The following is a 25,358-nucleotide window of genomic DNA, read 5'->3' as shown; positions in this document are numbered from 1 at the left end:
GCAGCAGGAGGAAACAATGGCCAGCAGAACCATGGCCGTGGCACTCGCCGTCACCGCAGGAGCCGCCCTCGCCGTGACCGCGCCCGCCCCCGCCGTCCAGGCCGCGCCGCCCGGCGACAAGGACGTCACCGCCGTGATGTTCGAGTGGAAGTTCGACTCGATCGCCAAGGCGTGCACGGACAGTCTCGGCCCGGCCGGCTACGGCTATGTCCAGGTCTCCCCGCCCCAGGAACACATCCAGGGCGGCCAGTGGTGGACCTCGTACCAGCCCGTCAGCTACCGGATCGCCGGACGCCTCGGCGACCGGGCCCAGTTCAAGAACATGATCGACACGTGTCACGCGGCCGGGGTGAAGGTCGTCGCCGACTCGGTCATCAACCACATGTCGGCCGGCAACGGCACGGGCACCGGCGGGTCCTCGTACACCAAGTACAACTACCCGGGCATCTACTCGGCGCCCGACTTCGACAACTGCACGGCCACCATCAGCAACTACCAGGACCGCTTCAACGTCCAGGAGTGCGAACTGGTCGGCCTCGCGGACCTCGACACCGGCGAGGAGTACGTCCGCACCCGGATCGCCGGCTATCTCAACGACCTGCTCTCCCTCGGCGTGGACGGCTTCCGGATCGACGCGGCCAAGCACATGGCCGCCGACGACCTCGCCGCCATCAAGGCCAAGCTGACCAACCCGAACGTCTACTGGAAGCACGAGGCCATCCACGGCGCGGGCGAGGCCGTCGACCCCTCCGAGTACCTCGGCAGCGGCGACGTCCAGGAGTTCCGCTACGCCCGCGGCCTCAAGCAGGTCTTCCAGAACGAGAAGCTCGCCCACCTGAAGAACTACGGCGAGGGCTGGGGCTTCATGCAGTCCGGCAAGTCCGGTGTCTTCGTGGACAACCACGACACCGAGCGCCAGGGCGACACCCTCACCTACAAGAACGGCGCCGAGTACACCCTCGCGAGCGTCTTCATGCTCGCCTGGCCCTACGGCGCGCCCGATGTCCACTCCGGCTACGAGTGGTCCGACAAGGACGCCGGCCCGCCCAACGGCGGCCAGGTGAACGCCTGCTACCAGGACGGCTGGAAGTGCCAGCACGCCTGGCGCGAGATCTCCTCCATGGTCGCCTTCCGCAACACCGCGCGCGGCCAGGCCGTCACCGACTGGTGGGACAACGGCGGCGACCAGATCGCCTTCGGCCGCGGCAACAAGGCGTACGTCGCCATCAACCACGAGGGCTCCTCGCTGAACCGCACCTTCCAGACCTCGCTGCCCGCCGGCTCCTACTGCGATGTGCAGAGCGGCAACGCGGTCTCGGTGGACGGCTCCGGCCGCTTCACCGCCACCCTCGGCCCCAACACGGCCGTCGCCCTGCACACCGGGGCCCGCAACTGCTCCGGCGGCTCCAACCCGGCGCCGGTGAACACGGGCGCCTCCTTCGCGGTCAACGCGACCACGGTGATGGGGCAGAACATCTACGTCACCGGCAACCGCGCCGAGCTGGGCAACTGGAGCCCGGCCGCCGCCGTCAAGCTCGACCCGGCGAGCTACCCCGTCTGGAAGCTCGACCGCGACCTGCCCGCCGGCACCTCCTTCGCGTACAAGTACCTCCGCAAGGACGGCGCCGGGAACGTCACCTGGGAGAGCGGCGCCGACCGCACCGCGACCGTCCCGGCCTCCGGCAAGGTCGTGCTGAACGACACCTGGCGCGGCTGACGCGCCCCGTGCGGCGCGGCCGACGGCCGCCGCCCCCGCGCCGGCCCGCCCGGGCCGGGCCCCGCGACCGCCCCGCGCCCCTCCCCGGGCGCGGGGCGGCCCCGCACACACCCGTCTCCCGTACCTGCCGTACGTCCCGTACCGGCCGCAACTCCCGTAGTTCCCGTACCTCTCGCACCTCCTCCACCGAGCACACCACCCTCACCAGGAGAGACCCGCTGTGATACGCCCCCGCCTCCGACTGCGCTCCGCGGCCGCCACCGCCGTGGCGACGGCGACGGTCGCGGCACTGGTGTCCGCCGTGCCGGCGGCCGCCGCGCCGAAGCAACCTCCGCCGCCCTCGGACAGATCGCTGGCCGCCGAGCCGGCCCGCCACGACCTGACCCGCGAGCAGTTCTACTTCGTCCTGCCGGACCGGTTCGCCAACGGCGACCGGCGCAACGACCGCGGCGGACTCACCGGTTCGCGCCTGGACCACGGCTTCGACCCCACCGACAAGGGCTTCTACCAGGGCGGCGACCTCAAGGGTCTCACCGAGAAGCTGGACTACATCAAGGGCCTCGGCACCACCGCCATCTGGATGGCGCCGATCTTCAAGAACCAGCCCGTGCAGGGCGAGGGCAAGAACGCCAGCGCCGGCTACCACGGCTACTGGATCACCGACTTCACCCAGGTCGACCCGCACTTCGGCACCAACGCCGACCTGGAGCGCCTGATCGACAAGGCCCACGCCAAGGGCATGAAGGTCTTCTTCGACGTCATCACCAACCACACCGCCGACGTCGTCGACTACAAGGAGAAGTCCTACGGCTACCTCTCCAAGGGCGCCTTCCCCTATCTGACCAAGGACGGGAAGCCCTTCGACGACAGTGACTACGCCGACGGCTCCCAGCCCTTCCCGCGCGTGGACGACGACTCCTTCCCGCGCACCCCGGTGGTGCCGAAGGAGAAGCGGAACCTCAAGGTCCCGTCCTGGCTCAACGACCCGTCGATGTACCACAACCGCGGTGACTCCACCTTCGCCGGGGAGTCCTCCGAGTACGGCGACTTCGTCGGCCTGGACGACCTCTGGACCGAGCGCCCCGAGGTCGTCGAGGGCATGGAGAAGATCTACCAGCGCTGGGTGCGCGACTTCGGCATCGACGGCTTCCGGATCGACACCGTCAAGCACGTCAACATGGAGTTCTGGACGCAGTGGGCCACGGCTCTGGACGCCTACGCGACCAAGCGCGGCCGGGACGACTTCTTCATGTTCGGCGAGGTCTACTCCGCCGACCCGGCCGTCACCGCCCCCTATGTCACCGAGGGCCGGCTCGACGCCACCCTCGACTTCCCGTTCCAGGACGCGGCCCGCGCCTTCGCCTCCCAGGGCGCGCCCGCGTCCAAGCTGGCGAACCTCTTCGGCCAGGACTACCGCTACACCACCGACAAGGCCAACGCCTATGAGTCGGTGCCCTTCCTCGGCAACCACGACATGGGCCGCTTCGGCACCTTCCTCAAGCAGGACAACCCGAAGGCCGGTGACGCCGAACTGCTGAAGCGCTACCGCCTCGCCAACGAGCTGATGTTCCTCAGCCGCGGCAACCCGGTCGTCTACTACGGCGACGAGCAGGGCTTCGCCGGCGCCGGCGGCGACAAGGACTCCCGCCAGACCCTGTTCGCCTCGAAGACCGCCGACTACCTCGACGACGACCGGATCGGCACCGACCGCACCCACGCCGAGGACGCCTACGATCCCTCCCACCCGCTGTACCGGGGGATCGCCGCCCTGTCGAAGCTGACCCGGGAGCACCCGGCCCTGCGCGACGGCGTCCAGCGGGAGCGGTACGCCGAGGGCTCGGTGTACGCCTTCTCCCGGACCGACGCCCGCACCCGCGCCGACTACCTGGTCGCCGTGAACAGCGCCACCGAGGCGAAGACCGTCGAGATCCCGGCCGGCTCCGCCCGCACCGCGTACACCGCGATCCACGGCGGCGACACCCGCGTCACCAGCGGCGCCGACGGCACCGTGCGCGTCACCGTCCCGGCCCTCGGCTCCCTCGTCCTCAAGGCCGCCAAGCCGCTGCCCGCGCCCACCGCGAAGCCCTCCGTCACCCTGAAGGCCCCCGAGGCGGGCGCCACCGGCACCGTCGAGATCACGGCGAGCACCGACGGCGGCGGACTGAACCGCGTCGTCTTCGCCGCCCAGACCGGCAACGGCAAGTGGCAGGTCCTCGGCTCCGCGGACCACGCCCCCTACAAGGTCACCCACACGGTGGACGCCCCCGCCGGAACCGCCCTGCGCTACAAGGCCGTCGTGGTCGACAGCGCGGGCCGCACCGCCAGCGCCACGGCCGCCACCACCAGCGGCGCCCCCGAGGTCCCGCAGCCGCCCACCGCCACCCAGCGCGACTACGCGATCGTCCACTACCAGCGCCCCGACGGGGACTACGACGACTGGGGCCTCTACACCTGGGGCGACATCGCCGACGGCGAGGGCACCACCTGGCCCGCCGGCAAGCCCTTCACCGGCCGCGACGCCTACGGCGCCTTCGCGTACGTCAAACTCAAGCCCGGCGCCTCCTCTCTGGGGTTCATCGCCGTGAACAAGGACGGCGTCAAGGACACCGACGCCGACCGCACCATCGACCTGTCGAAGACCGGCGAGGTCTGGATCGAGCAGGGCAAGCCGGAGGTCCGCACCGAGGCCCCCGAGGGCGCCTACCCGCCCCAGGACACCACCAAGGCCGTCCTCCACTACCAGCGCCCCGACGCCAAGTACGACGGCTGGGGCCTCCACACCTGGACCGGCGCCGCCGAACCCACCGACTGGAGCAAGCCCCTGGAGCCGGTGCGCACCGACGCCTACGGGGCCGTCTTCGAGGTGCCCCTCGCACCCGGGGCCACCTCGCTCAGCTACATCCTCCACAAGGGCGACGAGAAGGACCTGCCCTCTGACCAGTCCCTCGACCTCAAGGCCAACGGCCACGAGGTGTGGCTGCTCGCCGGCCAGGAGAAGTACCTCCTCCCGCAGCCCAAGGGCACCGGCGCCGCACTCGACCTCACCAAGGCGCACGCGGTCTGGATCGACCGGAACACCCTCGCCTGGAAGGGCGCGCCGACCGCCGCCTCCAGTGCGCTGCTCTACTCCCGCGACGGCTCGATCGAGGTGAAGGACGGCTCCCTCACCGGCGACCGCAGGGTCCTGCGTCTGAACCCCACTGAACTGACGAACAGCCAGAAGGAGAAGTTCCCGCACCTGAAGGAATATCCGGCGTTCTCGGTCGACGCCCGCGACCGCGACCGGGCGCGCGAGGCCCTGAGGGGCCAGCTCGTCGCCGCGCAGTACACGGCGAACGGCGCCGTCGTCACCGCCACCGGGGTGCAGATCGCCGGTGTCCTCGACGACCTCTACGCGGCGAAGGCCACCAAAGCCGACCTCGGCCCCGTCTTCGACCGGCGCGGGGTGCCCACCCTGCGCCTGTGGGCCCCCACCGCCCAGCGGGTCGCCCTGGAGATCGGCGGCCGGACCGTGGCCATGCGCCGTGACGAAGCAAGCGGTGTGTGGACCGCCGAGGGCCGCAAGGACTGGAAGGGCAAGGCGTACCGCTTCCAGGTGACCGTGTTCGCGCCCGCCGCCGGGAAGGTCGTCACCAACAAGGTCACCGACCCCTACTCCCTCGCGCTCACCGCCGACTCCGAGAAGAGCCTCGTCGTCGACCTCGCCGACGGCTCCCTCGCCCCGGCCGGCTGGGACCGGCTGCGCAAGCCCGCAGCCGTCCCGCTGCGCGACGCGCAGATCCAGGAACTCCATGTGCGCGACTTCTCGATCGCCGACGCGACCGCGAAGCCGAAGCACCAGGGCACCTACCTCGCCTTCGCCGACAAGGACAGCAAGGGCTCGAAGCACCTGCGCGCCCTCGCCGACGCCGGCACCTCCTACGTCCATCTGCTGCCCGCCTTCGACATCGGCACCATCCCCGAGAAGAAGAAGGACCAGCAGCGCCCGGCCTGCGACCTGAAGGTCTACGCCCCCGACTCCGAGGAGCAGCAGGCCTGCGTGGCGAAGGCCGCCGCGAAGGACGCCTACAACTGGGGCTACGACCCGCTGCACTACACCGTCCCCGAGGGCTCCTACGCCACCGACCCGGACGGCACCCGCCGCACGGTCGAGTTCCGGCAGATGGTGAAGGCGCTCAACGAGCAGGGCATGCGCACCGTGATGGACGTGGTCTACAACCACACCGTCGCCGCCGGGCAGTCGGACAAGTCCGTGCTCGACCGGATCGTGCCCGGCTACTACCAGCGGCTGCTGGAGGACGGCTCCGTGGCCACCTCCACCTGCTGCGCCAACACCGCGCCCGAGAACGCCATGATGGGCAAGCTGGTGGTCGACTCGGTCGTCACCTGGGCCCGCGAGTACAAGGTGGACGGCTTCCGCTTCGACCTGATGGGCCACCACCCGAAGGAGAACATGCTCGCCGTGCGGGCCGCCCTGGACGAGCTGACCCCCGCCCGCGACGGCGTCGACGGCAAGAAGATCGTCCTCTACGGCGAGGGCTGGAACTTCGGCGAGATCGCCGACGACTCCCGCTTCGTGCAGGCCACGCAGAAGAACATGGCCGGCACCGGCATCGCCACCTTCTCCGACCGGGCCCGTGACGCGGTGCGCGGCGGCGGCCCGTTCGACGAGGACCCGGGTGTGCAGGGCTTCGCCTCCGGCCTGTTCACCGAGCCCAACGGCTCGAAGGCCAACGGCACGCCCGCCGAGCAGAAGGCCCGGCTGCTGCACTACCAGGACCTGGTCAAGGTCGGCCTCTCCGGCAACCTGGCCTCGTACCGCTTCACCGACACCTCCGGCCGCGAGGTCAAGGGCTCGGACGTCGACTACAACGGCTCCCCGGCCGGGTACGCGGCCGTCCCCGGTGACGCGCTCGCCTACGCGGACGCCCACGACAACGAGACCCTGTACGACGCCCTCGCGTTCAAGCTCCCCGCCGCCACCCCGGCGGCGGACCGGGCCAGGATGCAGGTCCTCGCGATGGCGACCGCCGCCCTCTCGCAGGGCCCGGCGCTCTCCCAGGCGGGCACCGACCTGCTGCGTTCCAAGTCGCTGGACCGCAACTCCTACGACAGCGGCGACTGGTTCAACGAGATCCACTGGGACTGCCGGGCGGGCAACGGCTTCGGCCGGGGTCTGCCGCCCGCCGCGGACAACAAGGACAAGTGGCCGTACGCCAAGCCGCTGCTGACCGCGCCGGGTCTGAAGGCGGGGTGCGCCGAGATCGAGGGCGCCTCGGCCGCCTACCGGGACCTGCTGCGGATACGCACGGGTGAGCCGGTGTTCTCGCTGGCCACGGCGGCGGACGTGCAGTCCCGGCTGTCCTTCCCGCTGTCCGGCACGAAGGAGACCCCCGGCGTGATCACCATGCGGCTCGGCGACCTGGTCGTGGTCTTCAACGCCACGCCCGAGCGGCAGACGCAGCGCTCGGTCGTCCCCGCGGGCGGTGACTGGGGCCTGCACCCGGTGCAGCGCTCGGGGTCCGACCGGGTCGTGAAGTCCGCCTCCTACGACCGGGCTTCGGGGGGCTTCTCGGTGCCGCCGCGTACGGTCGCCGTCTTCGAGCGGCGCTGACCGGGTCCTCCGGTGTACTGACCCGCCGGTCAGTATGTGATCTTCCCGCCTCTCGTCCGTGTCGGTGTTGGGCCGAACGGGTGAGGGGCGGGAAGATGTGCACATGAGTAGGTACGAGAGGTACGACGTCACCGACGAGCAGTGGGAGGGCCTGGCCCAAGTGGTGCCGCTGCGCGGCCGGGACGCATGGCCGTCGCGGGTGGACCACCGCACGGTCCCGGGGGACCGGGGGGAGTACGCGCAGGAGGCCGACCGCCGCTTCGTGGTCCTGCGGGTGCAGGTCTTCGCGGACGCGCGCGAGGTCGCCGAGTACCTCATCGACCGGACGCCGGTCCTGCTGGACCTGACGAGCGCGGACACCGACGTGGCCAAGCGGATCCTGGACTTCAGCAGCGGTGTCGTCTTCGGCCTCGGCAGTGTGATGCACCGGGTCGACCGCAACGTCTTCCTGCTGGCGCCCGCCGGGACCGAGGTGGAGGGCACCGAGTCCGAGTCCGGCGCGGAGTCCGAGGAGGCGGCGGAGGCCCCGGTACCCCGTTCCCAGGCCCCGGTACCCCGTTCGTAGGAAGGGCCCCGGGGTGGAACGGTTCGGCGAAGATCACGCTGCGTACGGTCCCGGTCATGGACCCTCAGCCCCCGCCGGCCCGCCCCATCGACGCCACTTCCACCGGGCCGGGGGCGCCGTGGCCCGGGACCGTGCGGCCCGCCGTCACCGAACTGCGGCTCTCCGCCTTCCGGACACACCGCGCCGCGGTCCTGCCGCTCGCCCCGTTCACCCTCCTCGCCGGAGCCAGCGGCAGCGGCAAGTCCAGTGCCCTGCACGCCTACGAGGCCCTGGCCCGGCTCGCCGCCGGCCGGGGCCTCGGCCACGCCTTCCCCGACCCCGCCGCCTGCGTCCCCGAGTGGTCCCGGCCCGACCGGCAGGGCCGGCGGGGCTTCCGCATCGGCTGCACCGTCGGCGGCCCGGCCGGCTCGGTCCGGCTCGACCTCGCCGTGCAGGTGGAACCCGAACTCCGCATCGCGGGCGAGCGGCTGACCTGCGACGGGCGCGTCCTGCTCGCCACCGCGCTGCGTGATCCGCGGCGCCGTTGCGTGGAGGCGTCCTGGCACACCTCGGGCGCGGCGGGCGTCACCAGGGCCCCGCTCCCGGACGACCGCCTGGGCACCGCCCTCCTCCCGCTGCACGTCGCCGGGCGGACGAACGCCCAGCTCCAGGTGCTCGCGGCGGCCGAGCAACTGGTCATGGCCCTGCGCCCGGTGTTCGCCTGCGACCCCCGGCCGGAGCGCATGCGGGCCCCGGTGCCCGCCGGGCCGGGGCGGCTGCGGCGCGGCTGCGACAACCTGGCCGAGGTCCTGCACCGCACCCGCAGCGAGTGCGCCCGGCGGCACGCCCGGCTCGCCGCCGCGGCCCGCGCGGGCTGCGCCGGGGAGATCACCGACGTGCGGGTGGAGCAGGCTGCGGACGGCGCGGTCCAGGCGCTCCTCGCACGCGGCGGCCGCCGCCCGGACACCCCGGTCGGGCGGCTGGGGGAGGGGGAACTGCGGTATCTGGCGCTCGCGCTGGTCCTGTTGACCGGGCCCGGCGTGCTCGCCGTCGACCAGGTCGCCGAGGTGCCGGACGCCTACCAGTCGCTCACCGTCCTCGCGGACGGCTTCGACCGCTCCCTCGACCCGGCCCAGGCCCGTGAACTGGTCGCCCTGGCCGCGCAGATGTGCGCCCGGGGCCACATCCGGCTCGTCGGGACGGTCTCCGACGGGGCCTGCGCACGCGGGGTGGAGGGCGTGTCGGTGGTAGACCTGGGCCCATGACGAGCGACAACGGATCGACGCGCGAGGGCCCGGCCACCCGGCCCGCCACCCGGGACCGCGGCGCGCGCGAGCGCGGCACGGCCCGCGCCGACGGGCTGGACGTGGCCGGGCTCCAGCGGCGGCTGGCCGACTTCGCGGCGGCCCGGAACTGGGAGCCGTACCACACGCCCAAGAACCTGGCCGTGGCGCTGAGCGTCGAGGCGGCCGAACTGGTCGAGATCTTCCAGTGGTTGACGCCCGAGCAGTCCGCCGCCGTGATGGCGGACGAGAAGACCGCCCACCGGGTGCGCGACGAGGCGGCCGATGTCCTCGCCTATCTGCTCCAGTTCTGCGAGGTGCTGGGCGTGGACGTGCTGGCGGCGCTCCGGGACAAGATCGAGCGCAACGAGGCCCGTTTCCCTGCCGGGTCTCCCGGTGAAACTCCCGGCGAACGACCGGACCCCGCCCACTGATCGTCACTCTTCGGAGTCGCCAACTTATCCACAACTGCCTTGTCGTCCACAGATTTCCGAATTCCCCTGGCTTTTCTGGTCGAAGACCTTCACTCTGGGTAATGAACTGAGTGGGCAGACAGTCGCATGAACGGGGGAGCGGGATGGACGCGTTACGGCTCATCGACATCAGCAGGCAGGCACTGGAGGGCAGCCGGGAGGTTCCCGAGGTGGTCGCCGAGTCCTGGCAGATCCAGGCGCTGGCGCAGGCGATCGGGAGCAGACTGGCCCTGAGCGGGCCGCCCGATGTGAGAGGGGAGGCGCGCGCCCTCGGCGAGACCGGCGGCCGGGGCGGCGGGGTGTACGACCATCCGGTGGTGCGCAGCGGAGGCGTCCGCGCGGCCCAGCTGACCGGAGTGGCCGACCCGGAGGCGGTGTTGACGGCCCTGCTCGCCCTGCTGGGCGATGTGGGCATCGCCCTGGTCGCCGTCGCCTGCTCCACCGACGACGAAGGGCTGTACTGGCAGTGCATCGAGACCATGGATTCCGCCGACGAGGCCATGGACCGGGTGCGGGGGATGCTGCGAAGACTTCCCCTGGGGGAGGCGGCCCGCCCGCCCGAAACGGTCCGGGGGCGCGCTGGCCCCCTTTGACCGCCCGGCGACCGGCACCGGTGCAGGATGGAGGTATGGATCTTCGCATCTTCACCGAGCCCCAGCAGGGCGCGAGCTATGACACCCTTCTCACCGTTGCCAAGGCCACCGAAGACCTCGGCTTCGACGCCTTCTTCCGATCCGACCACTACCTCAGCATGGGCTCGGCGGACGGGCTGCCCGGCCCGACGGACGCCTGGATCACCCTGGCCGGACTCGCCCGCGAGACCAAGCGCATCCGCCTGGGGACCTTGATGACGGCGGGCACCTTCCGGCTGCCGGGTGTCCTCGCGATCCAGGTCGCCCAGGTCGACCAGATGTCCGGGGGCCGCGTCGAACTGGGCCTGGGCGCAGGCTGGTTCGAGGAGGAGCACAGGGCCTACGGCATCCCGTTCCCGAAGGAGAAGTTCGGCCGGCTGGAGGAGCAGCTGGCGATCGTCACCGGACTGTGGGGCACAGAGGTCGGCAGCACCTTCTCCTACGACGGCACCTACTACCAGCTCACCGACTCCCCCGCCCTGCCCAAGCCCGCCCAGGCGAAGGTGCCGGTGCTGATCGGCGGCCACGGCGCGGTCCGCACCCCGCGTCTCGCCGCACGGTACGCGGACGAGTTCAATCTGCCGTTCGCCTCGGTCGAGGACACCGCCCTCCAGTTCGGGCGGGTGCGCGAGGCGGCCGAGAAGGCCGGCAGGGCGCCCGGCGACCTGACGTACTCCAACGCTCTGGTCGTCTGTGTCGGCAAGGACGAGGCGGAGGTCGCCCGCCGGGCGGCCGCCATCGGGCGGGAGGTGGACGAGCTGCGGGCGAACGGGCTGGCGGGCTCGCCCGCCGAGGTGGTGGAGAAGATCGGCCGCTATGCGGAGACCGGTTCGCAGCGGATCTACCTCCAGGTCCTGGACCTCGACGACCTGGACCACCTGGAGCTCATCTCCTCCCAGGTCCAGTCCCAGCTGAGCTGACCCGAGGAGTACCGGTGCGACCCGTCCGCCCGCTTACCGAGGCCCTCGCCAAGGGCGTGCTCGTCCTCGACGGAGGACTGTCCAACCAGCTGGAGGCGCAGGGCCGCGACCTGTCCGGCGACCTCTGGTCCGCGCGGCTGCTCGCGGAGGACCCGGGGCAGATCGAGGCGGCCCACCGGGCCTATGTGCGGGCGGGCGCACAGGTGCTCATCACTTCCGGGTACCAGGCCAGCTTCGAGGGCTTCGCACGGTACGGGATCGGCCGTGCGGAGGCGGCGGGTCTCTTCGCCCGCAGCGTGGCCCTGGCCCGCGCGGCGGGGGAGGAGGCCGGTCACGAGGTGTGGGTCGCGGCCTCCGTCGGCCCGTACGGCGCGTATCTGGCGGACGGCAGCGAGTACCGGGGCCGGTACGGGGTCGGGGCGGCCGCGCTGGAGCGGTTCCACCGGCCGAGGATCGAGGCCCTGGCCGCCGCCGGCCCGGACGTGCTGGCCCTGGAGACGGTCCCGGACGCGGAGGAGGCGGCCGTCCTCCTGGACGCGGCGGCGGGCTGCGGGGTGCCCGTCTGGCTGTCGTACACCGTCGCCGGCGGCCGCACCCGCGCCGGGCAGGAGCTGGCCGAAGCCTTCGCCCTGGCCAGGGGGCGGGAGGAGGTCGTGGCGGTGGGCGTCAACTGCTGCGACCCGGCCGAGGCGGGCGAAGCGGTGGCGACGGCGGTCGCCGTCACAGGGCTGCCCGCCGTGGCCTACCCCAACAGCGGCGAGCGGTGGGACGCGGCCGCCCGCCGCTGGCGGGGCCCGGCCGGGTTCGACCCCGCTCTCGCGGCCGAGTGGCGCGGGGCGGGGGCGCGGCTGATCGGCGGCTGCTGCCGCGTCGGCCCGTCCACGGTCGCGGCGGTGGCGGCCCGCCTGGGCGCCGGCGGGCCACCGGAGGGCTGAGGGGCGCGGCCGCGTCCCTCAGCCCTCCGGCCGGGCGCTCCGGGCCGGACTTTCGTGCCCGCGAGGCGGGTCCGGGCCGAAGGCCCGTGGCGGGCGCACGCGAGCGGGGTCCCCGGCCGGGCGCGCCCGGCCCGAAGGTATGCGGTCCCGGAAAACTCCTGGTTGTCGGGGGCGATGGCCGGGATACTCGGACGGGTGTTCCTGACGATCAGCACCACCGGTACCCCGGAGCGTCCCGCGACCGAGCTCGGCTTCCTGCTGCACAAGCATCCCGACAACGCGCAGACGTTCTCCACCGCCCACGGCACCGCGCACGTCTTCTACCCCGAGGCGTCCGACGAGCGCTGCACGGCCGCACTGCTGCTGGAGGTGGATCCGGTGGCCCTGGTCCGGCGCGGCAAGGGCAAGGGCCGTGGCGGCGCGCCCGACACCGCGCTCGCCCAGTACGTCAACGACCGCCCGTACGCGGCCTCCTCGCTGCTCGCGGTCGCGCTGAGCGCGGTGTTCAAGAGCGCCCTGCGCGGGGTGTGCGCCGCCCGGCCCGAGCGGGCCGCCGCGCCGCTGCCGCTGCGCATCGAGGTGCCCGCCGTCCCCGCGCGCGGCGGCGCGGAGCTGGTCCGCAAGCTGTTCGGCCCCCTCGGCTGGGACACCGTCACCGCCGAACCCGTCCCGCTGGACGCGCGGTTCCCCGAGTGGGGCGACTCGCGCTATGTCCGGCTGGTGCTGGAGGGCGAGCTGCGGCTCGCCGACGCCCTGCGCCAGCTCTACATCCTGCTGCCGGTCCTCGACGACGCCAAGCACTACTGGGTCGCGCCCGACGAGGTCGACAAGCTGCTGCGCGCCGGTGACGGCTGGCTCGCCGACCACCCCGAGCAGAAGCTCATCACCAGCCGCTATCTCTCCCGCCGCTGGAGCCTCACCCGGCAGGCGATGGAGCGCCTGGAACTGGCCCGGCTCGCCGAGGCCGACGACCTCGACGTCGAGGAGGTGGACAACGCCGTCGACGAGAGCGCCGACACCGAGGAGCGCCCCGCCCCGCTCGCCGTGCAGCGCCGGGACGCGATCCTGCACGAACTGCGCGCCGCCGGTGCGAGCCGGGTCCTGGACCTCGGCTGCGGCCAGGGCCAGTTGGTGCAGGCCCTGCTCAAGGACGTCCGCTTCACCGAGATCGCCGGTACCGACGTGTCCGTCCGGGCGCTCACCATCGCCGGGCGGCGGCTGAGGCTGGACCGGCTCGGCGAGCGCCAGGCCGCCCGGGTGAAGCTGTTCCAGAGCTCCCTCACCTACACGGACAAGCGCCTCGCCGGCTATGACGCGGCCGTCCTCAGCGAGGTGATCGAGCACCTGGACCTGCCCCGGCTGCCCGCCCTGGAGTACGCGGTGTTCGGCGCGGCCCGCCCCGGAACCGTGCTGGTCACCACGCCGAACGTCGAGTACAACGTCCGCTGGGAGACCCTGCCCGCCGGGCACGTCCGGCACGGCGACCACCGCTTCGAGTGGCCCCGGGAGGAGTTCCGCGCCTGGGCCGGGGCCGTCGCCGAACGGCACGGCTACACCGTCCGGTTCGTGCCCGTCGGCCCCGACGACCCCGAGGTCGGCCCGCCCACCCAGCTGGCCGTCTTCCAGCGCGCGGACGCGACCGGGCCCGCGAACCCGGACACCACCGCCCCGGACACCCCCGCCACCCCGACCACCCCGAAGGAGGCAGCCGCATGAGCGCCACCACCCCCGAAGCCGGGGCCGCCGTGCCCGCCGGCCGCCGCCTGCCCGTGACCGACCTGTCCCTGGTGGTCCTGGTCGGCGCCACCGGATCGGGCAAGTCCACCTTCGCCCGCACCCACTTCAAGCCGACCGAGGTCGTCTCCTCCGACTTCTGCCGGGGCCTCGTCGCCGACGACGAGAACGACCAGAGCGCCAGCTCCGACGCCTTCGACGTGCTCCACTACATCGTCGGCAAGCGCCTCACCGCGGGCCGTCTCACCGTCGTCGACGCCACCAATGTGCAGCAGGAGAGCCGCCGCCAACTGGTGCGCATCGCCCGGGAGCACGACGTGCTGCCCATCGCGATCGTGCTGGACCTCCCCGAGGAGGTCTGCGCCGAGCGCAACGCCGCCCGCCCCGACCGCGCGGGCATGCCCCGGCACGTCATCTCCCGCCACCGCCGCGAACTGCGCCGCTCCCTCAAGGGCCTGGAGCGCGAGGGCTTCCGCAAGGTGCACATCCTGCGCGGCGCCGAGGAGGTCGCCGCCGCCGAGGTCGTGCTGGAGCGGCGCTACAACGACCTGCGCCACCTCACGGGCCCCTTCGACATCATCGGCGACATCCACGGCTGCGCCTCCGAACTGGAGACCCTGCTCGCCAAGCTGGGGTACGAGGACGGCCGCCACCCCGGGGGCCGCACCGCCGTCTTCGTCGGCGACCTCGTCGACCGCGGCCCGGACAGCCCCGCCGTGCTGCGCCGTGTGATGGGCATGGTCGCCGAGGGCACCGCCCTGTGCGTGCCGGGCAACCACGAGAACAAGCTCGGCCGCTGGCTCAAGGGCCGCAACGTCCAGCACACCCACGGCCTCGCCGAGACGATCGAGCAGCTGGAGAAGGAGGACGACGCCTTCCGCGCGCGGGTCCGGGAGTTCATCGACGGCCTGGTCAGCCACTACGTCCTCGACGAGGGCCGGCTCGTGGTCTGCCACGCCGGTCTGCCCGAGAAGTACCACGGCCGCACCTCCGGCCGGGTCCGCTCGCACGCCCTCTACGGCGACACCACCGGCGAGACCGACGAGTTCGGCCTGCCCGTGCGCTACCCGTGGGCCGAGGACTACCGGGGCCGCGCCGCGGTCGTCTACGGGCACACCCCCGTACCGGACACCTCCTGGATCAACAACACCATCTGCCTCGACACCGGCGTCGTCTTCGGCGGGAAGATGACCGCCCTGCGCTGGCCCGAGCGCGAACTGGTCGACGTCCCGGCCGAGAAGGTCTGGTACGAGCCGGTCCGGCCGCTGCTCACCGAGGCCCCCGGCGGCCGGGAGGGCCGCCCGCTCGACCTCGCCGACGTCCACGGCCGGCGCGTGGTCGAGACCCGGCACATGTCCCGGATCGCGGTCCGCGAGGAGAACGCGGCCGCCGCGCTGGAGGTCATGAGCCGCTTCGCCGTCGACCCCCGGCTGCTCGCCTACCTCCCGCCGACCATGGCCCCCGTCGCGACCTCCCGGGCGGACGGCTACCTGGAGCACCCGGCGGAGGCCTTCGCCCAGTACCGGGCGGACGGCGTGGAGCGGGTCGTGTGCGAGGAGAAGCACATGGGCTCCCGCGCGGTCGCCCTGGTGTGCCGGGACGCCGAAGCCGCCCGGCGCCGCTTCGGCGCCGAGGGCCCGACCGGCGCCCTGCACACCCGTACCGGCCGCCCCTTCTTCGACGACGGGACCACCACCGAGGCGGTCCTGGAGCGCCTGCGCACCGCCGTGGAAGCGGCCGGGCTGTGGGAGGAGTTCGGCACCGACTGGCTGCTCCTGGACGCCGAGCTGATGCCCTGGTCGCTGAAGGCGGGCGGTCTGCTGCGTTCCCAGTACGCGGCCGTGGGCGCTGCCGCCGGCGCTGCGCTGCCGCCGGCCCTGGCCGCCCTGGAGGCCGCCGCCGCGCGGGGCGTGGACGTGCGCGGGCTCCGCGCCCGGCAGGCCGAACGGGCCACGGACGCGGCGGCGTTCACCGAGGCGTACCGGCGCTACTGCTGGACCACCGACGGGCTCGACGGGGTGCGGCTCGCGCCCTTCCAGATCCTCGCCGCCGAGGGCCGCTCCCTCGCCGGCGAGCCACACGACCGCCAGCTCGCCTGGCTGGACCGGCTGGTGGAGCACGACCCGACCGGGCTGCTCCAGGTCACCCGCCGGCTGGTCGTGGAGACCGGTGACGAGGCGTCCGTCGCGGCCGGCACCGACTGGTGGCTGGAGATGACCGGGCGCGGCGGCGAGGGCATGGTCGTCAAGCCGCTCCAGGCGCTCGCCCGGGACGGCAAGGGGCGGCTGGTGCAGCCGGGCGTCAAGGTCCGCGGCCGGGAGTACCTGCGGATCATCTACGGCCCCGAGTACACCCGCCCGGAGAACCTGGCCCGCCTGCGCGAGCGGTTCCTCGGCCACAAGCGCTCCCTCGCGCTGCGCGAGTACGCCCTCGGTCTGGAGGCCCTGGACCGGCTCGCGGACGGGGAGCCGCTGTGGCGGGTGCACGAGGCGGTGTTCGCGGTCCTGGCCCTGGAGTCGGAGCCGGTCGACCCCCGGCTCTGACCCCGGGCTGGCCGGGTTCCGGGGGCGGGGCGTGCCCACCGTGCGCCCCGCCGGTCCGCCCCGCCCCGGCGGACGCCGTCCCGTTCCCGTGCCGTCCCCGTCCCGCCCCGGGCCGTCGAGGCGGCGTCCCCTCGTACGAATGTCCGGCGTTCGCCGGGTGAAGCGCCCTCCGCCCGGTGAGGATGGGGGCATGGGATTCCATGTCGACTCCGAGACCGGCCGTCTGCGCCAGGTCATCCTCCACCGGCCCGATCTGGAGCTGAAGCGCCTCACGCCGAGCAACAAGGACGCGCTCCTCTTCGACGACGTGCTCTGGGTGCGCCGCGCCCGCCAGGAGCACGACGGGTTCGCCGACGTGCTGCGCGACCGCGGGGTGGAGGTGCACCTCTTCGGTGATCTGCTCCGCGAGTCCCTGGACATCCCGGAGGCCCGCAAGCTGGTCCTGGACCGGGTCTTCGACGAGAAGGAGTACGGTCCCCTCGCCACCGACCACCTGCGGGACGCCTTCGACGAACTGCCCACCGCCGACCTGGTGGAGGCGCTGGTCGGCGGGATGACCAAGCGGGAGTTCCTGGCCGGTCACAGCGAGCCGACCTCGGTCCGCTTCCATGCCCTGGACCTGGACGACTTCCTCCTCCAGCCGCTCCCCAACCACCTGTTCACCCGTGACACCTCGGCCTGGATCTACGACGGCGTCTCGATCAACGCGATGCGCTGGCCCGCCCGGCAGCGGGAGACCGTGCACTTCGAGGCGATCTACAAGCACCACCCGCACTTCACCACGGGCGAGGCGGGCGCCTTCCACCACTGGTCGGAGGGCCAGGACGACTACCCCTCCACCATCGAGGGCGGCGACGTCCTGGTGATCGGCAACGGCGCGGTCCTGATCGGTATGAGCGAGCGGACCACCCCGCAGGCGGTGGAGATGCTGGCCCGGGGCATGTTCGCGGCCGGGTCGGCCCGTACGATCGTCGCGCTGGACATGCCGAAGCGGCGGGCGTTCATGCACCTGGACACCGTGATGACCATGGTCGACGCGGACACCTTCACGCAGTACGCGGGCCTGGGCATGCTCCGCTCGTACACGATCGAGCCGGCCGACGGCACGGGTGGCCTGAAGGTCAGCGACCACCCGCCGGAGCGTATGCACGACGCCATCGCGGCGGCGCTGGGCCTCAAGGACATCCGGGTGCTCACGGCCACCCAGGACGTGCACTCGGCCGAGCGCGAGCAGTGGGACGACGGCTGCAATGTGCTCGCCGTGGAGCCCGGCGTCGTGGTGGCCTACGAGCGGAACGTGACGACCAACACGCATCTGCGCAAGCAGGGGATCGAGGTCATCGAGATCCCGGGCAGCGAACTGGGCCGGGGCAGAGGCGGACCGCGCTGCATGAGCTGTCCGGTGGAGAGGGACGCCGTGTAGCCGGCCACGGCCGCCCGCAGGGTTCACGGAACAGGGGTCTGTATAGAGATACCGTTAGTCGTATAGACTTCCATGGTCACGCCGCAATTCCGCGACCCAGGAGCACTCCACCATGGCGATACAACTCGAAGGCCGCCACTTCCTCCGTGAGCTGGACTTCACGGCGGAGGAGTTCCGCGGTCTCGTCGCCCTGGCCGCGGAACTCAAGGCCGCCAAGCGGGCCGGCGCCGAGGTGCAGCGGCTGCGGGGCAGGAACATCGCGCTGATCTTCGAGAAGGCGTCCACCCGCACCCGCTGCGCCTTCGAGGTGGCCGCCGCCGACCAGGGCGCCTTCACGACGTACATCGACCCGGCGGGCTCCCACATCGGCCGCAAGGAGTCCGCGAAGGACACCGCCCGGGTCCTCGGCCGGATGTACGACGCCATCGAGTTCCGCGGGGACGCGCAGCGCACGGTCGAGGAGCTGGCCGCGCACGCCGGGGTGCCGGTCTACAACGGCCTCACCGACGACTGGCACCCCACCCAGATGCTGGCCGATGTGCTCACCATGACCGAGTACAGCGACAAGCCGCTGGAGCGGGTCTCCTTCGCCTACCTCGGCGACGCCCGCTTCAACATGGGCAACTCCTACCTGGTCACCGGCGCCCTCCTCGGTATGGACGTACGGATCGTGGCACCCGAGGCGTACTGGCCCGCGCCCCGGGTGGTGGCCGCCGCCCGGGAGGCCGCCGCCGCGAGCGGCGCGCGGATCACCCTCACCGAGGACATCGCCGAGGGGGTGCGCGGCGCCGACTTCGTCGCCACGGACGTCTGGGTGTCGATGGGGGAGCCCCGGGAGGTCTGGGACGAGCGGATCAAGGCCCTCGCCCCGTACGCGGTGACCATGGACGTCCTGCGGGTCACCGGGAACCCGGACGTCCGGTTCCTGCACTGCCTGCCCGCCTTCCACGACCTGGAGACCGTGATCGCCCGGGAGATCCACGAGCGGCACGGGCTCACGGAGCTGGAGGTCTCGGACGAGGTCTTCGAGTCGGCGCACTCGGTCGTCTTCGACGAGGCCGAGAACCGGATGCACACCATCAAGGCGGTCCTGGTCGCGACTCTGGCCCGCTGACCGGGCCCCGCCCCGGGCCCGGCCCCCGGACGCCCCCGGAGCCCGGACCCCGGGACCGGATCAGCCTCGGGCGGTGAGGGTGAACCAGACCGCCTTCCCCCAGCCGGTCGGCCGCTGCCCGTACTCCGAGCTGAGTGAGTGGATCAGCAGCAGCCCGCGCCCGTGCTCCTGCCACGGGTCGGGGACGCCCGCCGGCGCCACCAGATCCGCAGCGGGTGTCACGACGGCGTCGTGCACCTCGACCTGGCAGCCCCCGGGCAGCAGCTCGATCACCAGCTCGATGGGGGAGTCGCCCGGGGTGTGGCGCACCGCGTTGGCGACGAGTTCCGCCGTGAGGAGTTCCGCGGTGTCCCGGTCCGCCGGGGCCTCGATCTCCGCCAGCGCCGTCCTGACCATCGCGCGGGCCATGGGCACCGCGGCCGCCGAGTGCGGCAGCGTGATGCGCCAGGGCGCGGGAGCGGGCTCGTCGGGCACGGCGGGGGATTCCGTTTCGGTGGCGGTCGTCCTCTCACCCTACGAACGCCACCGGCTCGAACAGGGGGCCGATCCCGGTCGGGACGCATCCTGTGCCGGAACCGCTACGAGGCCATCGCACTGTCACAAATGCGCTATCGCGCTCTCGTGACGGAAGTCATGAATGGGTGATAACTTCGGGAGGCAGGCCGCAGCAGACCGCCCCCGCCGCCCGCCGAAGGAGCACTCGATGAGTCCCTTTACCGGTTCCGCCCCGCCCACCGAGAAGTGGCGCCATCTGCGGATCACCCGGGACGACGGGGTCGCGACGGTGACCCTGGCCCGCCCCGAGAAGCTCAACGCCCTCACCTTCGGCGCCTACGCGGACCTGCGCGACCTGCTCGCCGAGCTCTCCCGGGAGCGGTCCGTGCAGGCCCTGGTCCTCGGCGGCGAGGGGCGCGGCTTCTGCTCCGGCGGCGACGTGGACGAGATCATCGGCGCCACCCTCGCCATGGACACCGCGGAACTGCTGGACTTCAACCGGATGACCGGACAGGTCGTGCGGGCGATCCGGGAGTGCCCGTTCCCCGTCGTCGCCGCCGTGCACGGGGTGGCCGCGGGCGCCGGGGCGGTCCTGGCGCTCGCCGCGGACTTCCGGATCGCGGACCCCTCGGCCCGCTTCTCCTTCCTGTTCACCAAGGTGGGGCTCTCCGGCGGCGACATGGGGGCCGCGTACCTGCTGCCGCGGGTCGTCGGGCTCGGCCACGCGACCCGGCTCCTGATGCTCGGGGAGCCGGTGCGCGCGCCGGAGGCCGAGCGGATCGGCCTGCTGAGCGAGCTGGTCGACGAGGGCCGGGCCGACGAACGCGCCGCCGAGCTGGCCCGCCACCTCGCCGACGGCCCCGCCCTCGCCTACGCGCAGACCAAGGCCCTGCTCACCGCGGAGCTGGACATGCCGCTCGCGGGCGCGGTCGAGATGGACGCGGCGACGCAGGCGCTGCTGATGCACGGGCGCGACTACGCCGAGTTCCACGCGGCCTTCACCGCGAAGCGCCCGCCCGAGTGGCAGGGCCGCTGATGCCCCCGCCGGCCCCCCTCCCCGACCGCGCGGCCCCCGGTCCCGTTCCCGACCCGGCCCGCACGGCCCCCGGTCCCGACCCTGCCGCGGGCACCGACCCGGATCGCGCCGCCACCCGCCCCGCGCCCGGCGGCCCGGGGGAGGGCCCGCCCCTCAAGGTCGCCGTCGTCGGCGGCGGCCCCGGCGGGCTCTACGCGGCCGCCCTCCTCGCCCGGCTCGACCCCCGCCGCGAGATCACCGTCTACGAGCGCAACGCCCCCGACGACACCTTCGGCTTCGGCGTCGTCCTCTCCGACGAGACCCTCGGCGGGATCGAGGAGGCCGACCCCGTCGTCCACCGCGCCCTCCAGGACGAGTTCGTCCGCTGGGACGACATCGACATCGTGCACCGCGGGCACCTCCAGACCTCCGGCGGCCACGGCTTCGCCGCCCTCGGCCGCCGCCGGCTGCTGGAGGTCCTGCACCACCGCTGCCGCTCGCTCGGTGTGGACCTGCGCTTTCGCACCCCCGCCCCGCCCGCCGCCGAACTCGCCGCCACCCACGACCTCGTCATCGCCGCCGACGGCGTCCACAGCGCCACCCGCGAAGCGCACGCCGACGTCTTCCGGCCCCGGATCACCACCCACCGCTGCCGCTACATCTGGCTCGCCGCCGACAAGGCGTTCGCCGCGTTCCGCTTCGAGATCGCCGAGACCGAGCACGGGGTGATGCAGCTCCACGGCTACCCCTACGCGGCCGACGCCTCCACCGTGATCGTCGAGATGCGCGAGGAGGTCTGGCGCGCCGCCGGCTTCGACACCCTGGACGAGAGCGAGTCCGCCGCCCGCTGCGCCAAGATCTTCGACCGGGCGCTCGACGGACACCCGCTGCGCGGCAACTCCTCCGCCTGGACCGCCTTCCGCACCGTCGTCAACGAGCGCTGGTCGCACGGGAACACGGTCCTCCTCGGCGACGCCGCGCACACCGCCCACTTCTCCATCGGCTCCGGCACCAAGCTCGCCGTCGAGGACGCCCTCGCGCTCGCCGCCTGTATCGACGAGCAGCCCGACCTGCCCGCCGCCCTCGCCGCCTACGAGGCCGAGCGCCGCCCGGTCGTGGAGTCCACCCAGCGCGCGGCGGCCGCCAGCCTGCGCTGGTTCGAGGAGATCGCCCGGCACCTCGACCAGCCCCCTCGCCAGTTCGCGTTCAACCTGCTCACCCGCAGCCGCCGCGTCACCCACGGCAATCTGCGCCTGCGGGACGCGGAGTTCACCGAGAAGGTGGAGCGGGAGTTCGGCTGCCCGCCCGGCACTCCGCCCATGTTCACCCCGTTCCGGCTCGCCGGACTGACCCTGCGCAACCGGGTCGTGGTCTCCCCAATGGACATGTACAGCGCCACCGACGGACTGCCGGGCGAGTTCCACCTCGTGCACCTCGGCGCCCGGGCCCTCGGCGGCGCCGGGCTGGTGATGACGGAGATGGTCTGCGTCAGCCCCGAGGGCCGGATCACCCCCGGCTGCACCGGGCTGTGGAACGAGGAGCAGGCGGCCGGCTGGCGCCGGGTCACCGACTTCGTCCACACGCACGCGCCCGGCACCGCGATCGGCGTCCAGCTGGGCCACTCCGGCCGCAAGGGCTCCACCCGGCTGATGTGGGAGGGGATCGACCAGCCCCTCCCCGCCGGCAACTGGCCGCTCCTGGCCGCCTCCCCGCTGCCCTACCGGCCCGGCGTCAACCAGGTCCCGCACGCCCTCGACCGGGCCGGACTCACCTCCGTCCGCGAGGAGTTCACCGCCGCCGCCCGCCGGGCCGCCCGCAGCGGCTTCGACCTCCTCGAACTCCACTGCGCCCACGGCTATCTGCTCTCCGGCTTCCTCTCCCCGCTCACCAACCGCCGCACCGACGCCTACGGCGGCAGCACGGAACGCCGGCTCCGCTTCCCCCTCGAAGTCCTCGACGCGGTACGGGAGGTGTGGCCCGCCGACCGGCCGCTCACCGTCCGGATCTCCGCCACCGACTGGGCGGACGGCGGCACCACCGCCGACGACGCCGTGGCGTACGCCGCCGCCTTCGCCGCGCACGGCGCGGACGCCATCGACGTCTCCACCGGCCAGGTCGTCCCGGACGAACGCCCCGAGTACGGCCGCTCCTACCAGACCCCGTTCGCGGACCGGATCCGCAACGAGACCGGTGTCCCCGTCGTCGCCGTCGGCGCGATCTCCTCCTGGGACGACGTCAACTCCCTCCTCCTGGCCGGCCGCGCCGATCTGTGCGCCCTGGCCCGCCCGCACCTCTACGACCCGCACTGGACCCTGCACGCCGCCGCCGAGCAGGGCTACACGGGCGAGGGCGCCCCCTGGCCCCTGCCGTACCGCGCGGGCAGCCGCACCCCGCCCACCGGCCGGACCGACGCGCCCAAGCCCCGGCTCAGCCTGCGGTAGCCGCCCCCTCGTCGCGGACGAAGGCCGCGCCCGCGTCCCGGAGCCGGGCGTGCAGGGCGGCGAAGACGGCGGCCGAGCGGGCGCCGGGCCAGCCGGCGGGCAGGAGGTCCGGGGCGAGGCCGGGGTCCGCGTAGGGGAGGCGGCGCCAGAGGTCGAGGGCGGTGAGATAGTCCCGGTACGCCTCGCGGGGCGGGGTGTCCGGGCGGGCCTCCCAGGCGCGCAGCACCGGCTCCGCCAGCCCCAGGAACTCCTCGTGCTGCTTGGCCACCGCTGCCAGGTCCCACCAGCGCGCGACCGCCTCCGCCGTGGCCGCGAAGCCCAGATGGGCGCCGCGGAACAGTTCCACGTACGGGGCGAGTCCGAGGCGGACCAGGGTGTGCCGGGTCTCCTCCGCGAGCCGCGCGGGCGCGATCCACACGCCCGGCGCGGCCGCCCCGAAGCCCAGGCGCACCAGGCGGGAGCGCAGCAGATGCCGCTTGGCCCGCTCGGACTCGGGCACCGAGAACACCGCCAGCACCCAGCCCTCGGCCGGGTCGGCGGGCGCGCCCGCGAAGATGCGCCGGTCGCCGTCGTCGAGGAGCTGGCGGGCGTCGGCGGAGAGGGCGTACCCGGCCGCGCCGTCCGCCGTCCGCTCCGGCACCAGCAGCCCGCGCCGCTTCAGCCGGGAGACCGAGGAGCGCACCGAGGGGGCGTCCACGCCGAGGGCGCCCAGCAGCCGGATCAGCTCGGCCACGGCGAACGGCCCCGGCCGCTCGCGCCCGTAGGCGCCGTACAGGGTGACGATCAGGGATCGGGGGGTGTGCAGCTCGGCCACCCGGTCACTCTAGATCCCGCAGCCGGTACCGCTGGAGCTTGCCCGTCGGGGTGCGCGGCAGCGCGTCCAGGAAGACGAACTCCCGGGGGCACTTGAAGGGCGCGAGGCGCTCCTTCACCGCTTCGGTCAGGGCCCGGACCGTCTCCTCGCCGCGCGGCACGCCCTCGCGCAGGACGACGTAGGCGGCGACGACCCGGCCGCGCAGCTCGTCCGGGCGCCCGACGACCGCCGCCTCGGCCACGTCCGGATGGTGCAGCAGCGCGTCCTCGACCTCCGGGCCCGCGATGTTGTACCCGGCCGAGACGATCATGTCGTCGGCGCGGGCGACATAGCGGAACCAGCCGTCGCTCTCGCGGACATAGGTGTCGCCGGTGATGTTCCAGCCGTCGCGGACGTACTCCCGCTGCCGGGGGTCGGCCAGGTACCGGCAGCCGACCGGGCCGCGCACGGCGAGCAGTCCCGGTTCCCCGTCGGGGACCGGCAGGCCCGCGCCGTCGACCACGCGGGCCTGCCAGCCGGGGACGGGGACGCCCGTGGTGCCGGGCCGGGCGTCCGCGTCGGCGGCGGAGACGAAGATGTGCAGGAGTTCCGTCGCGCCGATCCCGTTGATGAGGGCGAGCCCGGTCCGCTCCCGCCAGGCGTGCCAGGTGGCGGCGGGCAGGTTCTCGCCCGCCGAGACGCAGCGGCGCAGGGAGGTCACGTCGTGGCCGTCCAGCTCGTCCAGCATCACCCGGTACGCGGTCGGGGCCGTGAACAGGACGGTGACCCGGTGCTCGGCGATCGCCTCCAGCAGCCGGGCGGGGCCGGCCTGTTCCAGCAGCAGCGCCAAGGCCCCGGCCCGCATCGGGAACAGCACCAGACCGCCGAGCCCGAAGGTGAACCCGAGGGGCGGGCTCCCGGCGAACACGTCGTCCGGCCGGGGCCGCAGCACCCGCGCGGAGAAGGTGTCCGCGACGGCGAGCACATCCCGGTGGAAGTGCACGCACCCCTTGGGCCGGCCGGTCGTCCCGGAGGTGAAGGCGATCAGGGCCACGTCGTCGGCGGCCGTGGCGACGGCCGGGTACGGCTCGGCGGACGCGGTCCGGGCCCGGTTGAGCAGATCGTCCGGGGTCTCGCCGCCCCAGGTGGTGATCCGCAGCCCGGGGACCTCCGCCTTGACCAGCTCGTCCACCGAGCGGATGTCGCAGAGGGCGTGCGCCGGCTCGGCGATCTCGCAGACGGTGGCCAGTTCCCCCGCCCGCTGCTGGGCGAGGACCGTGACGGCGACCGCCCCCGCCTTCAGCACCGCGAGCCAGCAGGCGGCGAGCTGCGGGGTGGTCGGGCCGCGCAGCAGCACCCGGTTGCCCGGCACCACCCCGAGGTCCCGGGTCAGGACGTGCGCGATCCGGTCGACCCGCTCGCGCAGCTCCCCGTACGTCCACGTCTCGCCGTCCCCGGTGCGGAAGACGGGCCGGTCCGGGCCGTGGCGGGCGATCGTGGTGTCGAGGAGTTCGGCCGCGCAGTTCAGACGGGCCGGGTACTGGAGCTCCGGCAGCTCGAAGAGGAGCTCGGGCCACTCGCCGGGCGGCGGGAGGTGGTCGCGCGGAAACGTGTCGAGGTGGGCCGAGGGTGTCAGCTCCATGGTTCGCCCCCTGGCTGTGGTGGGGTCGCGAAACGGCGTT

The 25,358-nt window shown here is 73.2% G+C and carries 17 protein-coding genes; 14 read left to right on the top strand and 3 right to left on the bottom strand.

What is annotated here, in order from left to right; genetic code table 11:
* Positions 1-16 precede the first annotated feature (16 nt).
* The 12 genes from ABZ457_RS02355 to argF all read left to right on the top strand — a co-directional run bounded on the left by ABZ457_RS02355 (position 17) and on the right by argF (position 18,932).
* On the top strand, positions 17-1,717 hold the full coding sequence (locus ABZ457_RS02355; RefSeq protein WP_359152970.1) for a carbohydrate-binding module family 20 domain-containing protein: 1,701 nt from the start codon (positions 17-19) through the stop codon (positions 1,715-1,717).
* Between the two features lie 220 nt (positions 1,718-1,937).
* Positions 1,938-7,331 (top strand): pullulanase-type alpha-1,6-glucosidase, encoded by a 5,394-nt coding sequence (gene pulA, locus ABZ457_RS02350; RefSeq protein ID WP_359152968.1) that lies wholly within the window; start codon positions 1,938-1,940, stop codon positions 7,329-7,331.
* 103 nt (positions 7,332-7,434) lie between these two features.
* Entirely contained in the window at positions 7,435-7,896 is a 462-nt protein-coding gene (locus ABZ457_RS02345; protein ID WP_359152966.1) for a cell division protein SepF, read from the top strand.
* Between the two features lie 56 nt (positions 7,897-7,952).
* Entirely contained in the window at positions 7,953-9,140 is a 1,188-nt protein-coding gene (locus ABZ457_RS02340; RefSeq protein ID WP_359152964.1) for an ATP-binding protein, read from the top strand.
* Positions 9,137-9,592 carry a nucleotide pyrophosphohydrolase gene (locus ABZ457_RS02335; protein WP_359152962.1) on the top strand — a complete coding sequence of 152 codons (456 nt, stop codon included), beginning with the start codon at positions 9,137-9,139 and terminating at the stop codon, positions 9,590-9,592. The genes ABZ457_RS02340 and ABZ457_RS02335 overlap by 4 nt, the downstream gene beginning before the upstream one ends.
* A 143-nt stretch (positions 9,593-9,735) precedes the next feature.
* Positions 9,736-10,224: a DUF6099 family protein gene (locus tag ABZ457_RS02330; protein ID WP_359152960.1), complete on the top strand. Its 489-nt coding sequence runs from the start codon at positions 9,736-9,738 to the stop codon at positions 10,222-10,224.
* A 35-nt stretch (positions 10,225-10,259) separates the two neighbouring features.
* On the top strand, positions 10,260-11,183 hold the full coding sequence (locus tag ABZ457_RS02325; protein ID WP_359152958.1) for an LLM class F420-dependent oxidoreductase: 924 nt from the start codon (positions 10,260-10,262) through the stop codon (positions 11,181-11,183).
* Between the two features lie 14 nt (positions 11,184-11,197).
* The gene (gene mmuM, locus ABZ457_RS02320) at positions 11,198-12,118 is read left to right on the top strand and encodes a homocysteine S-methyltransferase (protein ID WP_359152956.1); all 921 of its coding nucleotides are present in this window, start codon (positions 11,198-11,200) and stop codon (positions 12,116-12,118) included.
* Between the two features lie 195 nt (positions 12,119-12,313).
* Positions 12,314-13,834, top strand: a complete 1,521-nt coding sequence (locus ABZ457_RS02315; RefSeq protein ID WP_359152954.1) for a 3' terminal RNA ribose 2'-O-methyltransferase Hen1 — start codon at positions 12,314-12,316, stop codon at positions 13,832-13,834.
* Positions 13,831-16,395, top strand: a complete 2,565-nt coding sequence (locus ABZ457_RS02310; protein ID WP_359152952.1) for a polynucleotide kinase-phosphatase — start codon at positions 13,831-13,833, stop codon at positions 16,393-16,395. The genes ABZ457_RS02315 and ABZ457_RS02310 overlap by 4 nt, the downstream gene beginning before the upstream one ends.
* A 190-nt stretch (positions 16,396-16,585) precedes the next feature.
* Positions 16,586-17,818: an arginine deiminase gene (locus tag ABZ457_RS02305; protein WP_359152950.1), complete on the top strand. Its 1,233-nt coding sequence runs from the start codon at positions 16,586-16,588 to the stop codon at positions 17,816-17,818.
* Positions 17,819-17,930: 112 nt separating this feature from the next.
* Positions 17,931-18,932 carry an ornithine carbamoyltransferase gene (argF, locus tag ABZ457_RS02300; RefSeq protein ID WP_359152948.1) on the top strand — a complete coding sequence of 334 codons (1,002 nt, stop codon included), beginning with the start codon at positions 17,931-17,933 and terminating at the stop codon, positions 18,930-18,932.
* Positions 18,933-18,992: 60 nt separating this feature from the next.
* Here the strand turns inward: argF and ABZ457_RS02295 are convergent, their stop codons facing one another.
* Positions 18,993-19,406: an ATP-binding protein gene (locus tag ABZ457_RS02295; RefSeq protein ID WP_359152946.1), complete on the bottom strand. Its 414-nt coding sequence runs from the start codon at positions 19,404-19,406 to the stop codon at positions 18,993-18,995.
* 229 nt (positions 19,407-19,635) lie between these two features.
* Here ABZ457_RS02295 and ABZ457_RS02290 point away from each other — a divergent pair, with 229 nt between their 5' ends.
* Positions 19,636-20,463: an enoyl-CoA hydratase family protein gene (locus ABZ457_RS02290; RefSeq protein ID WP_018847973.1), complete on the top strand. Its 828-nt coding sequence runs from the start codon at positions 19,636-19,638 to the stop codon at positions 20,461-20,463.
* Positions 20,463-22,883, top strand: coding sequence for a bifunctional salicylyl-CoA 5-hydroxylase/oxidoreductase (locus tag ABZ457_RS02285; RefSeq protein ID WP_359152943.1), 2,421 nt, complete (start codon positions 20,463-20,465; stop codon positions 22,881-22,883). Before ABZ457_RS02290 ends, ABZ457_RS02285 begins: the two co-directional genes overlap by 1 nt.
* Here ABZ457_RS02285 and ABZ457_RS02280 read toward each other — a convergent pair.
* Together ABZ457_RS02280 and ABZ457_RS02275 are read right to left on the bottom strand one after the other, a co-directional pair.
* The gene (locus ABZ457_RS02280) at positions 22,870-23,697 is read right to left on the bottom strand and encodes a PaaX family transcriptional regulator C-terminal domain-containing protein (protein WP_359152941.1); all 828 of its coding nucleotides are present in this window, start codon (positions 23,695-23,697) and stop codon (positions 22,870-22,872) included. The two genes, ABZ457_RS02285 and ABZ457_RS02280, sit on opposite strands and share 14 nt — an antisense overlap.
* Before the next feature lie 4 nt (positions 23,698-23,701).
* Positions 23,702-25,318 carry an AMP-binding protein gene (locus ABZ457_RS02275; RefSeq protein ID WP_359152939.1) on the bottom strand — a complete coding sequence of 539 codons (1,617 nt, stop codon included), beginning with the start codon at positions 25,316-25,318 and terminating at the stop codon, positions 23,702-23,704.
* Positions 25,319-25,358: the final 40 nt, after the last annotated feature.

It is taken from the genome of Streptomyces sp. NPDC005805 (assembly GCF_040630445.1).
In the GTDB taxonomy this organism is placed as follows: domain Bacteria; phylum Actinomycetota; class Actinomycetes; order Streptomycetales; family Streptomycetaceae; genus Streptomyces.
This window is presented reverse-complemented; position numbering and strand designations above follow the sequence as displayed.